The organism is Paenibacillus sp. FSL H7-0714, assembly GCF_038003765.1.
Taxonomy (GTDB): Bacteria; Bacillota; Bacilli; order Paenibacillales; family Paenibacillaceae; genus Paenibacillus_AQ.
In genome coordinates this window covers 6,754,574-6,773,256 of the sequence record NZ_JBBOPT010000001.1, presented here as the reverse complement: position 1 = coordinate 6,773,256, position 18,683 = coordinate 6,754,574, and the positions used below count along the sequence as shown (strand labels likewise).

Sequence of the window (18,683 nt, the reverse complement as noted above, 5' to 3'; positions counted from 1 at the left end):
CCCCCATTTTATAGACACTGAAAAAAGACCCTAGGCAATAAGCTGTTTCCGGTACTCTACCGGAGGCAGCTTATTTAGCTTTCGTTGTGGCCGATGTTGGTTATAAAATCGAATGTAATCTTCAATTTTCCTTTGTGCCTCATCGATATTTCGGATATCATAAGGATAGAGTCCTTCCGTTTTGAGATGCGAGAAGAAGCTCTCCATAGAGGCGTTGTCATAACAATTGCCTCGGCGAGACATGCTGATTCGGGCGCCAACCTTTGGCAGCATGTCGTGGTATGCATGAGACGTGTACTGGAACCCCTGATCGCTGTGAACGATCAGTCCGGTCACGTCTTTTTGTTGACTCCACGCCTGCTGAAAGGTCCGGAGAACCAGTTCATTGTCGTTCCTAGCGCTCATTTGATAAGCAATAATTTCGTTATTGAACAAATCTTTAATAGCTGAAAGATAGAGCCACTTTTCGCCTATGCGATATTGCGTAATGTCTGTCACCCATTTTTGGTTGGGAGCATCCGCTTTGAAATCCCGTTTCAATATATTTTTCGCCACACGATCTCCTTCGGAAGTAGCATAATTAAAACGATGTTTTCGGCGGATCCTCGAACGAATGCCTAAATCCTGCATAATTCTGAGTACCTTCTTATGATTCATCCAAACCCCATGGTCTTGTAGCAAGAATAATTGAATTTGGCGATAACCGTAGACTCCGTTATACCGTTCATATACCTTTTGAATGAGCGCCTTTGCTTCCTGATCCCGATCTGTTCCTTTGCGCTTCAAGAAAGCGTAGTATCCACTTCTGGAGACCCTAAAGAGTTTACACAGGTCGCTAACGGCATACTCTTTTGCAGCGCTCTCAATGGCTCTATATTTGTGCGTTTCACCTCCTGCATCCAGATTTCCAAACACTTTTTTAGCATTTCATTTTCCCGTCTGAGCTTTTGAACATACCTATCTTGATCGATATATTCTTTACGACGCCCCCGTTGATCTAGTAACCCAAATTCCCCTAGCTCTCGGTATTTCTTCATCCATTTCTTTACCCGCCCTTGGTCTTGAATCTCAAAATGCTCCGTAATTTTCCGGTAAGTCCATCTTTCCTCCACATGTAAACGAATGGCCTCTTTTTTAATCTCATCCGAGTAAGTTTTGAACTTCTGTCCTTTAATCGCCATAAAAATACACCCCCTAGAATTTCATCGGACAAACCAGGGGTTTTATCCAATGTCTATTCTAAGGGGTGCACTTCAGCTGCTATAAGCAGCTGCCGGAGGTTTTTTTGTTTGCATGTTCGGATTTTAAACTGTGCTCAAGAGAATATCATCTTCGTCATCATTGCTATTAAAGGCTTCGCGGTCAAATTCACCTTCTGAATTCGCGACCAACAACGCGGTTACAGCTGTTCCTGTTGCATTTACAGCGGTACGACCCATATCGATGAGCGCTTCTACACCTGCAACGATAGCGATTCCTTCAAGCGGCAGGCCAAGAGCGGTTAAGACTACCGTAGTGGAGATTACGGCTGGTCCAGGTACGCCAGCTACACCAATCGAAGAGATAATACTTACTAAGACCAGCGTAATGTAGTCAGTCCAGTTCAGATCAATACCGAATACTTGGGCGGTAAACACAGCCACAATCGCCGGCCAAATGCCACCGCACGCATTAAAGTTGACCGATGCTCCTAACGGCGCAATAAAGCTCGCGATCCGCGGGGAGACATGAAGGCGCTTTGTAATCACTTCAAGATTGACAGGAAGTGTTGCGTAGCTGCTTCTAGTCGTGAAGGCAACGGTAATGGTTGGATAGATTTTGCGGAAGAAACGGATTGGATTCACCTTCGCTACTAATAGAACCAACCCGCCAAAGATAAGAACAAAATGAATAATCATTGCGACATATGAGGTAATGATTACGCTGCCCAGTTCCTGCAACGTTTCCCAGCCATAACGTGCGGTAATTCCTGCAATCAGTGCGAAGACACCGTAAGGCGTCAAGCGAATAATGAATTTCACGACCTGATGCAGTATCAGTGTCAGGGATTCAATAAGATCACGTACAGGTTTCACGGCTTCCGGTTTCTTGGAGCCAATTTTGATTATAGCTACTGCTAGGAAGATAGCAAAAATGAGCAGAGGCACAACCTTACCCGTAGCTGCTTCATTCACAGGGTTAGATGGCACAAGATCCAGAATAACCTGTGAGAAGGTCGGAATTTCCCGGGCGGCGAAATCTGCAGGTACATCCTGTTGTATCCCTTGACCAGGATTGAACAGCAGCGCAACCGATAGGCCGATAATAGAAGCGATACCCGTCGTTCCGAGGAACCAGGCGAAGGTTTTGATCCCTATTTTGCGCAGATACTCCAGATTAGTTAAGGAAGAAATACTGTTTAATACGAGTATGAATACTAAAGGGATGACGAGCATGCGAATCAAGCTGACATAAATGCTGCCGAACGTACTGATAGCTTTGGTCTCTAAATCGAAGTATTGAAAGAATATTCCGGCAATAAGTCCGATGCCAAGTCCGATGAGTACCCGAGTACCAAATCCAATGCGTTTACGTGCCAGTAGAAACAAAATTGCAAAAACAAATATGGAAGCTACAAATCCATACCAGTTCGTTTCGATGGCGGATAATAAATTGTTATCTATGTTCACTACCAATACCCCCTTAAACCTAGTTTTTTAATGTGATTAATCCTATTGAGATCAATCTATATAGAATTTATAGTAAAGTCAATGTAATAATATGTTAAAAATAATCAATCCCGATAAAAACCATGTGAAAAATAAAAATTGATTGACAAGGCGCATCGTCATGAATAATATGGAACTTAATCACAAGCCAATTGGAATCGACTGGACAGCCGGAGATTCAACGAAAGACGCGTATTTTGCGTCTCGTTGAGTCTCTTTTTTTATTTTAGAGAAGGGAGAGGTAATGGAGGTAAAGTGCAAAAATGTAGTGAAGTGGCATGGATCGACTGGACAGCCAGAGATTCAACAGGTACGTAATACGTGCCGTGTTGGGTCTTATTTTATTTGAAAAGGATGGTACACATTATGAAAAAACTTACGATATCTTTGGTTGCTGCAACTGTTGTCTTTTCCGCACTGACATATGCCGCAGTATCCGCTAATAAAAAAACAGCAGAGGCAGCATCCATTGAAGCAAGCAGTAATACAGCAGTATCCGTTTCAGCAGCAGCGGCACCCGTAGCTACTTCTGCAGCCGTAGTCGTTGTTCAGGCAGAAGCCACTTCGGCTCCTGTTACAGAAACGGTTCAGCCGGAATCTTCAGCTCCAGCAGTGGAGACTGTCTCCGCAAAAGCGACTGCTGCCCCAGAAGCAACCGTTGATTCTGCGGAGAAGGCTGTTGCCTCAGCAGCTCCAGCGGTGGGTGAAACTCAGCCTAAGGCGACCGCAGCTCCAGCCGCGGAGACCGCTAAGGTAGCTACAACTACAACCACGGTAGCCGCGACTGTCAAAACGCAAACTCAAACAGCTACACCGGTTCCAACGGCTGCGCCTACGGCAGCTCCCAAAGCAATCGTAACTGCCAAAGCAGCTCAACCGACATCTGCTCCTGTCGTATCTGCTCAGCCTAAGGCCACTGTGGCTCCTGTAGTAACGGCAACGGAAGCACCTTCGAAATCGAAATCTATTACTTTCTCCACAACTGAGGTGGTTAAAGCGACAGCCGCTCCGGTCGTTGAGTCTGCCCAACCGAAGACATCGTCTTCTGCACCTGCATCATCCACGGTCAGCGCACCAGCAGCTGCTCCAGCGGAAACGGTTCAGGCACCCGCACCGGCACCAGCCGCTGAGGAAGAGGTTTGTCCTTGATGAGCGGCAGGCTCATTCAGGATTCCTTTCAGCCCATACATCACATAAACCTATTTAAGGCGAGGTGCACATAATGATACGACCATTAACCTTTAAAAAAATTCTAACGCTGCTGCTGGCAGCCTCCCTGCTAATTCTGCCTACTCAGGCAGGAAGAGCTTATGCTAATTCGGATAACGCAGAGGCGCTAACTTCTTTTGGCTCAAGTAGTGGTGTAAGCCACTTTGATTATTTCAGTCATGTCTATGACCGTCTGAATGATCCTAACCATGTATTTAAAACGGCAACCTATGAGGATATCGTTCATCTTTTTGAGAGTGAAGGCACTTACGCTGTTCTGGTTGGCGGCGCTTGGAGCGAGAATACACAGGCCGACATCGGCTTTATCAATGAAGTAGCTAAAGAATATGGCATCTCTACGATTTATAACTTTGATACTAAGCTGGACGGTGACACGCTCCAGATTGCAGACAGCAATAATAAATTTGCTTACAAATACGTTGACCTGGTAAACAAATATTTAAAGAATTTGAATCTGTCCTCGAAGGATGTTCCAGAACGCAATGTTAGCTATACCAATAAAAACGGGGATGTCGTAACTGCTAATAAGATCGAATCTCCATTTCTCTTGGTATACAACAAGGATCACAAGGATGCACAAGGAAATATCGCTCCTGTTGTATCCTATCTGGATAAAAGCTACTCGTGGAATGAGTTCCTGACGAACGGAACACTTGATGCTACGAAGGTTAATGCGTATAAAGCATCAGTAAGAGAGGTACTTAGTGCCGCTTCTGGGTATAACACGATCGATGAATCTGCTTATATCAAGGCGGCGTTTAACAAGAACTACGAGGGCGAAAATGAGGGCAAACCTACGATCTTCAACGAATCGGACGGTACGCTCGTGTATGAACATGTGACCTACCATCAGCTGAAGCAAATTTTGGCGAGTGATGGCAACTATGCGATTTTGTTAGGTGGATCATGGTGCCCCAACACGCAAGCGGTTATCAAATATATTAATGAGTATGCCAAAAAGCATAATATCGATAAGGTCTACTTCTTCGATACGAAGCTCGACTCTGGGGTGACGGTTGCTGAACCAAGCAACAACAGCGGCACCAAGGGCAATGCCAATCCGCACAATAATAATGAGCTTCAGATTAGAACAACCAATCACCCATATGCGAAGTTGTATGTTGATTTGGTCCGTACTTATCTGACTAATATCAAGACCGAGAACAATACAGCAGCCAAACCATCTGTGATTAGTTATGTGAATGAGCTTGGAGACACTGTGATTGGAGATAGACTTCAGGTTCCATATCTGTTCACGTACAACAAGGATAACAAAGATGCAGACGGCACTAATGCACCTATTCTAGGGCATATTGAGCTTATGTACAGCTGGACGAACATCCAACCGGATTACGTGCAGGCGAATTACCCAGTCGGAGCCAGATACACTAACACTACAACAGCTCTGGATAAGCTATTCTCTAAACTGGAAGCTGTGCCCGCTGGACTTACAGGTGTTGCACCAACCGCAGCAGACAGTAAGGATGGGCAAATCTTGGGCACAAGTTCGGCCTTGGAATATAAGCTGGCTGGAGATACGGCATATACGCCAGTATCAGGATCAGCAATTACAGGGCTTGCGCCTGGTGTTTATAAAGTAAGATATGCGGCTACATCAGGATATCAAGGACCAACGAACGCAGCGGGACCGACGATCATTCCTTATAATGCTGGAGAAGATGTAAGTGTGGAGGTGCCTGCTTATATCCATCAACAAGCAGCTCCAACAGGTCTATTAGGCGTAGCTCCTACTTCTGAAGCTAACGATGATGGGCAAATTACGGGCTCAGCTGAAGGGCAGGAATATAAGGGTGTTGGAGAAGCTGATTATAAGCCTGTAACAGGCGTAGCCATCACAGGTCTTACTCCGGGCTTTTATAATGTGAGATTTGCGGCAAAAGAAGGATACAGCGTAGGTAAAGATGCTACTGTTGAAGTTCCGGCCTATGGCGAGCAAGCAGCTCCTGTAGGGCTAGTAGGGGTGGCACCGACTACTGCAGCCAATAATGATGGCAAAATCACAGGGACTACGAAAGCGTTGGAGTATAAGCTATCAACAGTTACCGATTATGTCTACGCAACAGATGTAGAGATCGTTGGACTGGTACCGGGGACGTATCAGGTAAGATACGCAGCCAAAGAAGGATTTAATGCAGGCAGAGCAGCAGAAGTGATTGTTCCAGTATTCACTGCAGAGCAAGCAGCGCCATCCGGTTTACAGGGGGTAGCACCTACCTCTACTGCGAACAATGATGGGAAAATTACAGGAACCACAACAGCCTTAGAATATAAGCTGTCCAGTGTGACTAATTATGTGTATGCACCAGATAAAGAGATTACAGGTCTAATACCAGGTACGTATCAAGTTCGATACGCAGCGAAAGAAGGTTATAAGGCGAGTCCAGTAACTAATATTATTGTCCCTGCTTATGTATCTATTTCAGACCCAGGAACAAGTGGGCCTGGCGGCAGCAATCCTGCGCCGAGCACGACCACACCAACACCAACAGCAAGCCCTCAACTGGTTGCTACAACAACAACCGGTAACACTGTGAATTTATCATCAACAGCAGCAACTAAAACGGATAAAACCACAGGAGTAACCACAGCAACAATCACGAAGGAAGCGGCTACCGAGCTTGTGAATCTTGCTAAAAAGGCAGAAGCGGATGGGAAGAAAGCCGTACTTGAAATTAAAGTAGCAGCTACTTCTGAAACCCAAACAGCCGAGCTTACGCTACCGAGAAGCATAATTAACGAGTTGGTCTCTGGTACAAGGGCCGAGATTACCATTCATTATGAGAATGTAGGTACGATTACGCTTGATGCTAAATCTTTGGCAAGTATCAGCTCAGCCTCGGATGCAGGGGATATTGTCATAACCATTGCTAAGGTTTCGTTAACGGCAGAAGGTAAGGCCGTTCTCGGGGACAGACCGGTTTATGATTTGTCGGTAAAAGCAGGTCAGAGTACCATTTCCACCTTTGGTGGGGGCATTATCCATATCAGTGTGCCGTATACACTGCAAGCAGGAGAACAGAAAGATGCGGTCATCGTATACCATATCAATACCAACGGAAGCTTGGAGAATGTACGCGGGAATTATAACGCTGCCAAGGGAACCGTAGATTTTGTTACCACACATTTCTCCCAATATATTATTGGATATAACAAGGTAAGCTTTGCGGATGTTTCAGAAACTTCGTGGTATGGCAGTGCAGTAGGTTATCTTGCGGCACGCAGTATCACATCCGGTACGGATGCAGAGCATTACAGTCCGAATGCTGCAATAACTAGAGGGCAATTCATAGTCTTGCTCTTGAATGCTTATGGCATCACACCCGACGCTACCGCAACTGATAATTTTGCGGATGCGGGCAATACGTATTACACGAACTATCTCGCGACTGCTAAGCGCCTTGGGGTAGCCACAGGTTCTGGAGATAATCAATTCCAGCCAGAGGTTCAGATCACTAGACAGGAGCTATTTACACTCTTGTATCGCTCACTTGTAGCGCTAGGTGAACTGCCATCCGAGAAGAAGGCTGTAGCTCTTTCTGATTTTGGTGATGCAGGGGAAATTGCTGGCTATGCACAGGAAGCCCTTCAGGCGCTGGTGGAAAGAGGTGTAGTAACCGGAGCGAATAGCAAGCTGAGTCCTAAAGAAGTTACTACAAGAGCGCAAGCGGCACAGGTCATTTATAATCTATTATCGAAATGATTGGCGGTAGCTGAATATAACAGTAGAACCCCCCTGCTTTTTTACAGGGGGGTTCTACTGTTAAAACTTAATGCAGATTTTTCCGAAGTGTGTACCCTTAGCCAAGTATTGCAATGCTTCAACAGATTGTTCAAATGGAAATACAGCGTCAATGATAGGGCGAAGTCCATTTTGTTCAACCGCACGGTTCATCGTCTCAAACATGTCACGGCTTCCGACATTGATGGCTTGAAGGCGTGCTTTTCTCAGAATTGCAGGGATGATTTCAAAGCCCTCGACTTGGAAGCCCGACAGACCGCCTACCAGACTGATCCTTCCACCCACCCGCAGCGCCACGATTGACTTATTTAATGTGGATGATCCACCGAGATCAACAATATGGTCTGCCCCGCGTCCCCCTGTCAGCTCAAGAACAGCCTTATCCCATTCAGGGGTCTTTAAATAATTGATACCAATATCCGCTCCCAATCCCTTTGCACGCTTAAGCTTCTCATCGCTGCTTGATGTGATGATCACCTGTGCACCGTGAAGCTTGGCAAATTGAAGCGCGAATAGTGAAACTCCACCCGTTCCTTGTATCACTACAGTCTCTCCAGCCTTCACCTTTCCTTCTTCAACAATAGCATGCCAGGCTGTAACACCAGCACAAGGAAGTGTTGCCGCTTCTTCATCAGTTAATAGATCTGGAACACGAACCAATCCCTCCTCGGGAAGCACAACATATTCTGCAAGCAACCCATCAAGCGGACTTCCAAGTGAGCTCACCCAATTTTCTTGTGTAGGTTCTCCCGAAATCCAGCTTTGAGTAAAAATACCGCTTACCCGATCACCAATCTTGAATCTGGACGTATGCTCACCTAAAGCAACAACTTCACCAACACCGTCCGATACCGGAATTAAAGGAGAGTTCAAAATTGGGTTATAAAAACCATCAATGACACCTAAATCTCTAGCGTTAAGGGAAACTGCCCGCATTTTTATACGAACTTCACCAGAACCAGGATTAGGAATTGGACGTTCGGCTACCTTCAGTTGATCGAGCCCAAATTGACTTTGAATTTCGTATACTTTCATGTGCAATCTCTCCTTCTTGAAGTGCATAGACATACAATAATCCATAAATTACACTTAAGTAAGGAGGCACTTTATAGTGTCCAGGGAACCAAAAAGTGCATGGGAGGACTTTATATGAACAATCCATTTTCGACGAATACCGTAGAGCCTGATATCTCGCTATCGATTTGTGGGTACAGTAAGGTCCTTGACATTATCTCTAATAAATGGACAGCTTTGGTCATCTATGCCATGGAAGATGGAATCATTCGTTACAGTGATATCAGAAGACGAATCGAAGGCATCTCTAAAAAAATGCTAACTCAAACTTTGCGGCAACTGGAACGAGATGGGTTGGTAAAGCGTGAGATTACACCTTCCGTTCCACCCATCGTAGAGTATTCTCTAACACCCCTAGGGGTATCTTTACTTGAGCCTATGAGAGCGTTAAATCGGTGGACGAGTCAAAATTATGTATGGGTTGAAAAGGCCAGAGCTTCATATGATCAAGTGGATCAAACAGAATAATTTGTGTGGGATAGATCTCTACACTCTAAGGGGGAACCAATGGTTCTCCCTTTTGTGCTGAAAAGGGCACTAGCATTCATAGATATAAGATTAGTGAGTTAAATTATGGAGTGGGATTCAGTTGAATGATACAATTATTGTAATTTTATGAAATAGTAATTTTTAACATCGTCAATTAGTCGCTAGAGAGGGGATTAGGATATGGGCCTTGCTGATGATCCAGTCATTGCGATTTCTGGTTTATGGATGAACTACACGGACCGAATGGTGCTAAAGGGCATTGACCTTAAGGTATACAGAGGACAAATTATTGGCTATATCGGCCCTAACGGGGCAGGAAAGAGTACAACTGTTAAGATTATGCTCGGTCTGGTAGAAGGCTATAACGGCAAAGTAGAGATTTTCGGTAGGGATATTGCTGATGGAGATGTTTCTTACAAAAAAAGAATAGGTTATGTGCCGGAGGTAGCCGAATTATATGATAGCCTCACCGCTAGGGAGTATCTAATTTTTGTAGGTGAGTTGTATGGCATGAAGCGTAGTGATGTGGATTACAAGGCTGGAAAATTAATGGCCTTGCTAGGTCTTGAGAAAGCTTATGATTCGCGGATCGCAACCTTCTCCAAAGGGATGAAACAAAAGGTACTGCTGATCTCCAGCATGCTTCATGATCCCGATATTCTGTTCCTAGATGAACCGTTGAGCGGTCTGGATGCCAATAGCGTAATGGTGGTAAAGGAGATTTTTGCATCTTTGGCGGCAAGGGGCAAGACCATTTTCTATTCTTCACACATCATGGATGTAGTTGAGAAGATCAGTAGCCGGATCGTTTTGATCGATGGTGGAGATATCGTGGCGGATGGGAGCTTTGCTGAGCTAAGAGAGAAGGGCCGCGAAGGGTCGCTTGAGGATATTTTTAATCAATTAACTGGATTTGATAAATACCGTGATATTGCTGGGGAATTTGTTGCGGTCATGCAAGAGGTATCTTCTCATGACTGATTTCTATGTGCTGAAGCTTCTGGATAAGCTGCGAGGTGGGTTTAGCCGAATCGGAGTTGATTATGATGTGATGCGGAGTATTCTGCAGGTCAAACTGACGATGGACGGAAGAAGAACACCGACAGTGCTCGCTGGAATGCAGAAGAAGGAGGAGAAGAAAGAGGGCTCGCCGCTGCGGGTGCAATGGATTTATTTACTTTTTGGCGTCATGTTAATTCCTCTTATGATGTTAACGGGGAACTATATGCTGCAGATGAGTCTAGTGTTTGGTGTAGTGATGTTTATGATTACGACCACACTGATCTCTGATTTCTCTTCCGTGATGCTTGATCTTCGGGACAAAAACATACTGGCTTCAAAGCCAGTGAACCGCCGTACCTTGAACATGGCGAAGAGCATCCACATTCTCATTTATTTATTTTCAGTGACGCTGACCTTGACCGGACCTTCGCTGATTTTATGCCTGTTCAAACAGGGAGTACTATTTTTTCTAATATATGCTGTTGAGATCATTCTGATGGACTGCTTTATTCTCGTCATTACGGCGCTGCTTTATTTACTGATCATGAAGTTTTTCGACGGGGAGAAGCTCAAGGATATTATTAATTATGTACAGATCATTTTGACTATAGGGATTACAGTAGGGTATCAGCTCGTTGTTAGACTGTTCGATATTGCTGAATTGAGCCTCTCTTTTAAGCCGGCGTGGTGGCAGTATTTGATTTCTCCGATTTGGTTTGCGGCTCCATTTGAGATGTTGATTGGCGGGGCGAGAGATACACACTTCGTGGTGCTTTCAGTGCTAGCTTTAGTAATTCCGGTTCTGCTGATTGTGGCTTATATTAAGCTGATGCCTTTATTCGAAAAGAGCTTACAGAAGCTTTCAGAGCAAGGGAACGTTGGCAAAAGTAACGCCCGAATGGTGGACTGGTTGTCGAAAGTAACTTGTAAGAACCCGGTAGAGGGCATGTTTTTTCGTTTTAGCTGGTCAATGATGAAGAATGAGCGTGACTTCAAGTTAAAGGTATATCCGGCAATCGGTTATTCCATTGTCTTCCCGTTCATTTTTATATTTGGCATCTTTTGGGATGGAAATGCATCGTCTATCAAGGATTCGAACACATACCTGATGATTTATTTCGGTGCGACGTTACTTCAGATGGTTGTTCTAATGCTAAGGTACTCTGCGGGTTATAAAGGCTCTTGGATTTATAAGCTGATTCCTCTGCCAAACACCGCACCCATCTATCGTGGAATGCTTAAGGCAGCGATAGTTCGCCTGCTATTACCTTTATTCGCTATAGAAGCGATAGTGTATCTTTGGTTGTTTGGGCTGCGGATTGTGCCAGACTTGGTAGTCGTACTGTTTGCAATGCTGATCTATGCGGTCATTTGTTTCCGTTCTTATCCCCCGGTACTACCTTTCTCAGAACGTTATGAGGCAGCTAAACAGAAGGATTACACCGCAAACTCCTTTGGGTTGTTATTTTTGCTGATGGGGATGGCAGGCATTCATTATGTCTTCACTTTGTTTATGGGTGGAGTTTATATCTACCTGTTGGTTTTGGTAGTTTTGAATCTATGGATATGGCGAATTACCTTTCCCAAAAATGTATCATCAACAGGTCATGGTTCAAGTTTTCCGGGTTGAGTGATTGTGTCAAATATGGACATTTTTCGCGTAATAAAAAAGGGTATAAATTCCAGTATTTACTTAGACAATCTTCTGAATACAGAGTAGAATACATCTAAAGTTTCTTTTTATGGATAACCTATAATCTTACGCACTCTTCCATATCTGATATTCGTGTACTGATTTTTTACTTGAGAAATACGCTGAGCGATTACGGGATTCAAAACCGGTGAAGAGGTTAACTAATGGATAAAATGGGAATCCACTTTAATGTTTGGATTGTTTTACTATCATTTGTGCTAGCGGCGACAGTTACTTATTCTGCACTAAATCTGATTTCGCAAGTTTCGCGTTCTACTGGCAAAATCCGACGTCTGTGGTTGATCTCGGGAGCTTGTGTGTTAGGCTGCGGTATATGGGCAATACATTATGTTGGGATAATGGCGAATCGCTTTCCGGCGGAGGTCAATTATTATCCAGGCAGATCTATAATATCACTATTAGTTGGTGTGTTATTCTGCTATTTGGCATTCCGGATCACATCTGTTCCTCAGTTAAAGATATGGAATTTAGTAGTAGGTGGTATTCTCTTGGGAAGCGGCTTTTCGGCTATGCATTATATCGGAATGTCTTCTATGAAGATTGCGACGAGGATTCATTATGATATATGGATTCAAGCCGTTGCTGTAATTCTGGTTTTGGTTTCGTCTTATATCGGATTATTGATGTTTCAAAAGTTTAAAGAATGCGCAGGGTTTCAGCGATGGAAGCTATACTCGGCGTTGTTTATCGGATTTTCAGTTACCGGATTGCATTACACAAGTGTAAAGGCTTGTCATTTTGAATATAACAACTTACCTGGAAGCAAACCTTTTTTTGTAGAGACTGATGTTATACTGTTAATGGCATTTTCGCTGGCAGCGCTACTTATGCTCGCAGTTTCTGCTGGCGCCGTATTTCTGGATCGCCATGTGCTTGAACGAATGGCTTATCAAGATCCGCTAACAGAGCTGCCGAATCGACATGGACTAGAACGCTATTTTAAAGATGAATTTTTTGAAAGTAGATCTGGTGCTGTTTTTATTGTAGATCTAGATCGCTTTAAGTCGATTAATGATACGCTTGGACATGATATAGGTGATATGCTACTACAGGAGGTCGCTGTTAGATTAATTCGTTCTGTAGGGGATAAAGGAAAAATATTCCGTTTAGGCGGTGACGAATTCCTGATTGCTCTTCCAGATTGCACGCTGGAGGGTGCGCAGGAAGAAGCAGGGCATATTATGCATGAACTTAAGGAATTCTATCGTATTCAGGGCAATGAGCTATATGTTACTGCAAGTGTTGGAATCAGTATGACTCCTATGCATGGGACTGATCGCTCAGCGCTAATGAAGGCTGCGGATACGGCTCTTTATACCTCTAAGGATTCAGGTAAGAATAAATGCAGTGTGTTCGACCAGGAAGTAAATCGCCATCAGTTACGGCGGATGTCGCTAGAGAAGGATCTTCGAAAAGCTTTGGCTCGTTCTGAGTTTATGGTTGTGTATCAGCCGAAATGGGATTCATATATGAATGTTACGGTGGGTCTTGAAGCGCTGCTGCGCTGGAGACACCCAGAGCATGGGATCATTTCGCCAGCGGAATTCATTCCTATTGCAGAGGAGACCGGACTGATCGTTCCGATTACCTATTGGATGCTACATGATGTGTGTAGCCAGAACAGGTTCTGGCATAAGGAAGAGATAGCTAACGTACCGGTCTCTATTAATATGTCCGCACGGATGTTTGAGGATGGGAGTCTATACGATGTTGTAGCGGAAGCACTCACATGTGCAGAATTAGAGCCACACTTTCTCGAACTGGAGATTACAGAGTCCATTGCGATGCATAACATGAAAGAGACGGTTGCACAGCTATCTAGACTTCGAATGCTTGGGGTAAGAGTATCGCTGGATGACTTTGGGACAGGCTTCTCCTCCCTTGGTAATTTGGATGAAATCCCAGTGAACACACTCAAGATTGACCAAGTATTTATTCGTAACAGCAAGATGCACTCCAAGAAAGCTATTATCAGCAATATTATTGCGATCGCGACTCATCTTAATATGGAAGTCGTAGCGGAAGGTGTGGAGACACCAGAGCAGATTGAATTGCTGAAATCACTGGGTTGTAGAGTCATGCAGGGTTATTATTACGGTCGGCCGATGCCTGTACATGAGCTGGGTGAGTGGTTTATAGCAAATACGGCAGCGTCGTGATCTCAATACATAGAAGAGGGGCTAGCGACCAAGCAGAATTTCTCTGCTTGGTCGCTAGCCCCTTTAAGTTTAAGAACTTACATGAATAAGAAGAATTATACTTTGAAACGTTCAATTAGAATCTGTAGCTTCTCAGCTAGCGAGGACAGGAAACCTGCAGCTGACTCCACTTCTTCCATGGCTGCAAGCTGCTCTTGTGAGGAGGCGGATAATGTTTCCGCACCGCTTGCTGTCTGATTAGCGACGTCTACAATATTCTGTAGAGTAGTAACGAGACCATCGGAGATGGAGGCTAGCTCGCGGACTGTTCCGGAAATCTGCTGACTTTGTGAAGCCATCCCAGAGACGGACATCTCAATCTCGGAGAAGGATTGACCTGCCGTTACGATTAATTCCCGGCCTTGATCCATCTCTTCTGTAGAGCGCTTCATGGTTTCTCCTGCTTGGTCCATCTGATTTACGATGATGCTTACGAGTTGTCCGATTTGAGCAGCAGATTGGGCGGATCGCTCGGCAAGCTTGCGTACGGATTGTGCAACTACCGCAAAGCCTCTTCCCTCTTCTCCGGCTCTTGCAGCTTCAATGGCTGCATTCAGCGACAGCAAATTGGTTTCTTCTGCGATGCTCGCAATCGTGCCCACAATATTCTCAATTTCCTTGGAGTAGCCACCCAAGGTTTCAATAATGACAGCTAAATCAGTGATGCTGTCACTGACGATGCTCATCTGTTGTGTAGTAGAGTCCATTGCTTCTCGACCTGTGCGAGCCTTTTCGGCGTTACTGGTAGCATTATTCATTGCATTATCAGCATTTCCTGCAATCTCTGTAATGAAGTGTGACAAGTCTTGTACAGACTTATATCCACCCTCCAAATTTTGCAATTGTGTATTAGCTCCATCGGCAAGTTCAATCGAAACGTTGACACTGTACTCACCAGCACGGTTAGTTTCCTGTGCGCTGGCAGAGAGCTCTTCGGATGAAGACGCAACCTGCATGGAGGTTTCATTAACTTCGGTAATGAGCATGCGCAAGCTCTGCGTCATGCCGTTGAAATTTCGAGCTAGTGTACCAATCTCATCCTTGCTGTTGAATGAAATAGGATCATGAGTAAGATCACCCTGTGCAACAAGATTTACGCCTCTGGATAGCTTTGTTAGTGGACTTACCATTCGGCGGATTAAGAGATATGCTGCCACAATAGCAATAACTAGAATGGAAGTCCCGATAATAAAAGGCTGAACAATGATGTCTCGGGTCCGTTCTTGAATTAATGGGCCATCGAAGTTAATAGCCATTAGAGCAACTATAGGCTTGGACGGATCATGATCCTGATAGATGGGGCCGTAACCCGTCTTAAGTGAGGTACCTTCGTATGTATAAACCTTGGAGTAAGCGGAATGCTTAGATTTAGTGATCATTTGTTTCTCTTCATCTGAGAAATAAAAAGTGTCGCCTGCTTTATAACCTCTTGCTTTGAAGCTTGAATCTGCGGCGAGGATCTTTCCGTCTAGCGATAAAATGAACGCCTCTTTAAAAATAGCCTTATGTGCCACAATCCAACCGATCCGGTCTTCGACAGCCTCCAATTTGCTTTGATCTCCTGCAATTAGCGCGGTAATATCTGATGGGTCAATCAGCCCGGTTGTAATATTGGCGCATCCTACCAATTCGATACCTGCTGCTTCATCTACTTGCTTATACGCAGTACGGTATCCGAAGAACCCGATGGATGATCCAACAAGAAGTAACACGATGAACATCATCCAAGTTAATTTAGTTGCCAATTTCATTCTTTGCACCAACCTTGACAAAATATGTTTTCGGAGACAATCGCTCTCACTGCTACGATTATAGCGTATCGTTAAGCCTATGACCTTACATAGAATATAGTATTTTTGTGTCGGATATTGTAAATTGATGGAAAAATTATGGAAATAAACGTGATTATGAAATCTTTAGTAGACAAAAGCATTGAATCCTGACCAGTTCTAGTGGTACGCTTGTGTTATTAAAAAACGGATTGGGAGTTGAAACAAGGATGCCGCATCAATTAGATCCGTTAATAGAGCGTCTTGGATTATCCATGTGGAGAGTACAGCGTAAGATCATGTCTCAAAGGACTTTGCATAAAGAACTCGGACTTACCGTACCTCAGATGGGTCTGTTAAATATAGTAGCGAAAGAGAAAAAGTCGCGGGTGGTACAGCTGGCGGAGTCTATGGAGGTCAAATCAAGTGCCATTACCGTGATGCTCGATCGCCTGGAAGCGCTGGGTTTTATTAAGCGTGAGACGGATGGATCGGACCGGAGAGCGGTTGTGGTGACCATCACCGAGCAAGGTCAGCAAATACTTGAAGAAGGACATTTCCGTTCAAAACAGCTGCTTGCTGAGCATTTATCTATACTGAAGCCGGAAGAGCTGCAAAAGTTTGCGGAGTACTACCGTATGATCGAGGATCAGGAACGGTAAATCTCTAGCTTTAGCTTATAGATACAGAAAGAAGGCCACCTTCTCCGGAGAGAAGGTGGCCTTCTTTGAAATATAATAATGATAAGTTCTAAGGTTCAATTGGTTTGTCTGGCAGCTGCGTAATATAGCTATGGGAAAGCTGTAGAAGTCTCAATGCTCGGTTGTATTCATCCTCAGTAGCAGCCGGTGCTTTTCCATTATAAATAGGGTATTGGGTATTATCTTCAAAGCTGTTACCCGGAATAAGCAGTCCTGAGCTGGAAATGAAAGATCCAGAAGGTAAATAATATCTTTCTGGCAGCAAATTATAAGTCTGACTGAGTAGATCTTGACCGAAAACTAGGTTATTCTCTAATGAAATTCCAAGAAGACCAGCAGCAGTTGGCATAATATCCACTTCGCCACCGACTTGCTCATAGGTCTGTGATGCTGTGCTGTCTCCTGCATGAATGAGCAGAGGAATGTTTAACATATCCGCATAGGAATATTCATGACCATAAATTTCAGTCATTAATTGCTTATCATCATGATCGAGAGAATAAATAGGCAGTCCCATATGGTCTCCATAAATCATGATCACGCTGTTATCCCATACGCCATTCGCTTTAAGCTCTTCTACGAAATGTCCGAAGGCATCATCCGCATAGTTCTGGGAACGGATATAGTCACCCACAAAAGTACCTTCGTAACGCTCTGGTAGCTTCATGCGGTATTTTTCCTCAGGAATTGTGAATGGATGATGCGCTGACATAGAAATGATCTGAGCGTAGAAGGGTTGACCCTCGTTGCTCATTTCTTTCAGTTTGTCAGCAGTTTTACTATAGAGCGTATCATCAGAAGCGCCGAAGAAGAAAACATCATCTTCACCAAAGAATGAGCGATCATAATAATGATCGAAGCCCAGTGAGTCATACAGCTCACCACGGTTCCAGAACTCTACGACATTGGTGTGGAAGGTTGCGGTCTGATACCCATTGTCTTTAAGCAAGCGTGGCAGACTTGGTAGCACCTTATCCACATAGGACATCGTTGCCGCACCACGTGGAGGGATGTAGGCGGATGTGTTCACTACGAATTCTGCATCCGACGTATTCCCTTGACCTACCATTTGATAGAAATTAGGGAAGTAAAGACTATCCTTCATTACCTTGTTCAGGTTCGGTGTAATCTCTTGTCCGTCTAGCTCAAGACCCAGCAAGAAGTTCTGGAAGGATTCCAATTGAATGATAATAAGATTTTTGCCTTTAGCCGTGCCATGAAGTGGAGAACTAACCGCAGTATTAATCCCCTTCACTTTGTTGATGGCATCTTGTGTAATGTCACTTGATTGCACAAGCTCTGGTTCTTCTTTTGCAAAGATCGTATAGGCTTCATAGTTAAGAATACCCATCTCCTGAGCTTTCTTAATTTCGTTCATACTAGCCTTATTAGGCAAAATGTTAAACAAGCATAAACCAAGTGAGACTGCGAATAGAACACTATATTTTATTTTTCCGTTACGACGGTTGATATTCTCTTTTTTATAGACACGGCCTTTCTTATTAAAGAAGAAATAGCCTCCTAGGACAATTATATCTGTAAAGATTAACAGGTAGTAAGGATCCATAAGTGAGAATACGCTGTTGCTGACAGCTGTGACTTGATTCACCTGTTCTGCGGCATGGTAAGTTACAATGACACCATAATATTTAAAATACATAATGGCTGCGAAAAAGATGGCTGTTACTAATAAATTGACTGTCATGTAATATCCAAGCTTTCGTTTGGAGGCGAACCGCTCAATAATACAGAAGAGCGCCCAGGCAAAAGGGATTTCTGTCAGTAATGATTTCCAAGGCAGCACATCATCAAAAATGACGCCCCAAGCCAGAAATGCTTTTAGGATAAAAAGTATTGTGAAAAACACAAAAGGTTTAATGATCCAACGTTTAATATTAAAGGATGACACAGCTTCCCCCTCTTTCTACATGATAAAACGCCATTTCTCAAACAGGACGAAACAGCACCAAGACAAAATGACTCTATAGTAATAAAATTTATTATGCAGGGCTAGCAGAAGAAAGTCAAAAACCGAAAG

At 44.1% G+C, this 18,683-nt stretch carries 13 protein-coding genes; 7 read left to right on the top strand and 6 right to left on the bottom strand.

The features are described 5' to 3' along the window. Positions 1-30 precede the first annotated feature (30 nt). The 3 genes from NST34_RS30490 to NST34_RS30480 form a co-directional block, all read right to left on the bottom strand. Positions 31-831, bottom strand: a complete 801-nt coding sequence (locus NST34_RS30490) for an IS3 family transposase (RefSeq protein WP_256721794.1) — start codon at positions 829-831, stop codon at positions 31-33. Then, on the bottom strand, positions 783-1,181 hold the full coding sequence (locus NST34_RS30485) for a helix-turn-helix domain-containing protein (RefSeq protein ID WP_076301175.1): 399 nt from the start codon (positions 1,179-1,181) through the stop codon (positions 783-785). Before NST34_RS30485 ends, NST34_RS30490 begins: the two co-directional genes overlap by 49 nt. Positions 1,182-1,304: 123 nt before the next feature. Further along, entirely contained in the window at positions 1,305-2,663 is a 1,359-nt protein-coding gene (locus tag NST34_RS30480; RefSeq protein WP_042194660.1) for a dicarboxylate/amino acid:cation symporter, read from the bottom strand. Between the two features lie 411 nt (positions 2,664-3,074). Here NST34_RS30480 and NST34_RS30475 point away from each other — a divergent pair, with 411 nt between their 5' ends. Together NST34_RS30475 and NST34_RS30470 are read left to right on the top strand one after the other, a co-directional pair. Next, positions 3,075-3,857 carry a hypothetical protein gene (locus NST34_RS30475; protein ID WP_340973300.1) on the top strand — a complete coding sequence of 261 codons (783 nt, stop codon included), beginning with the start codon at positions 3,075-3,077 and terminating at the stop codon, positions 3,855-3,857. Positions 3,858-3,930: 73 nt separating this feature from the next. Further along, entirely contained in the window at positions 3,931-7,659 is a 3,729-nt protein-coding gene (locus tag NST34_RS30470) for an S-layer homology domain-containing protein (protein ID WP_341129386.1), read from the top strand. Between the two features lie 60 nt (positions 7,660-7,719). Here the strand turns inward: NST34_RS30470 and NST34_RS30465 are convergent, their stop codons facing one another. Then, entirely contained in the window at positions 7,720-8,733 is a 1,014-nt protein-coding gene (locus NST34_RS30465; RefSeq protein WP_341129385.1) for a zinc-dependent alcohol dehydrogenase family protein, read from the bottom strand. A gap of 114 nt (positions 8,734-8,847) precedes the next feature. Here NST34_RS30465 and NST34_RS30460 point away from each other — a divergent pair, with 114 nt between their 5' ends. From NST34_RS30460 to NST34_RS30445, 4 genes are all read left to right on the top strand, one after another. Beyond that, positions 8,848-9,240 carry a winged helix-turn-helix transcriptional regulator gene (locus NST34_RS30460; protein WP_076297946.1) on the top strand — a complete coding sequence of 131 codons (393 nt, stop codon included), beginning with the start codon at positions 8,848-8,850 and terminating at the stop codon, positions 9,238-9,240. Between the two features lie 201 nt (positions 9,241-9,441). Continuing rightward, complete coding sequence (locus NST34_RS30455; RefSeq protein ID WP_076297945.1) at positions 9,442-10,242, top strand: ABC transporter ATP-binding protein; 801 nt, start codon at positions 9,442-9,444, stop codon at positions 10,240-10,242. Then, positions 10,235-11,893 carry a hypothetical protein gene (locus NST34_RS30450; RefSeq protein ID WP_341129384.1) on the top strand — a complete coding sequence of 553 codons (1,659 nt, stop codon included), beginning with the start codon at positions 10,235-10,237 and terminating at the stop codon, positions 11,891-11,893. Before NST34_RS30455 ends, NST34_RS30450 begins: the two co-directional genes overlap by 8 nt. A 227-nt stretch (positions 11,894-12,120) precedes the next feature. Further along, the gene (locus NST34_RS30445) at positions 12,121-14,136 is read left to right on the top strand and encodes a bifunctional diguanylate cyclase/phosphodiesterase (protein WP_341129383.1); all 2,016 of its coding nucleotides are present in this window, start codon (positions 12,121-12,123) and stop codon (positions 14,134-14,136) included. A 95-nt stretch (positions 14,137-14,231) separates the two neighbouring features. Here NST34_RS30445 and NST34_RS30440 read toward each other — a convergent pair whose 3' ends face one another. Beyond that, positions 14,232-15,926 carry a methyl-accepting chemotaxis protein gene (locus NST34_RS30440; RefSeq protein ID WP_042192597.1) on the bottom strand — a complete coding sequence of 565 codons (1,695 nt, stop codon included), beginning with the start codon at positions 15,924-15,926 and terminating at the stop codon, positions 14,232-14,234. A 248-nt stretch (positions 15,927-16,174) separates the two neighbouring features. Between NST34_RS30440 and NST34_RS30435 the strand changes: the two genes are divergently transcribed. Then, positions 16,175-16,606 (top strand): MarR family winged helix-turn-helix transcriptional regulator, encoded by a 432-nt coding sequence (locus tag NST34_RS30435; protein WP_081382665.1) that lies wholly within the window; start codon positions 16,175-16,177, stop codon positions 16,604-16,606. Between the two features lie 88 nt (positions 16,607-16,694). On the opposite strand, the gene NST34_RS30430 is transcribed toward NST34_RS30435, so the two are convergent. Then, a complete protein-coding gene (locus NST34_RS30430; protein ID WP_341129382.1) occupies positions 16,695-18,554 on the bottom strand; it encodes an LTA synthase family protein in 1,860 nt (619 codons plus the stop codon). Positions 18,555-18,683: the final 129 nt, after the last annotated feature.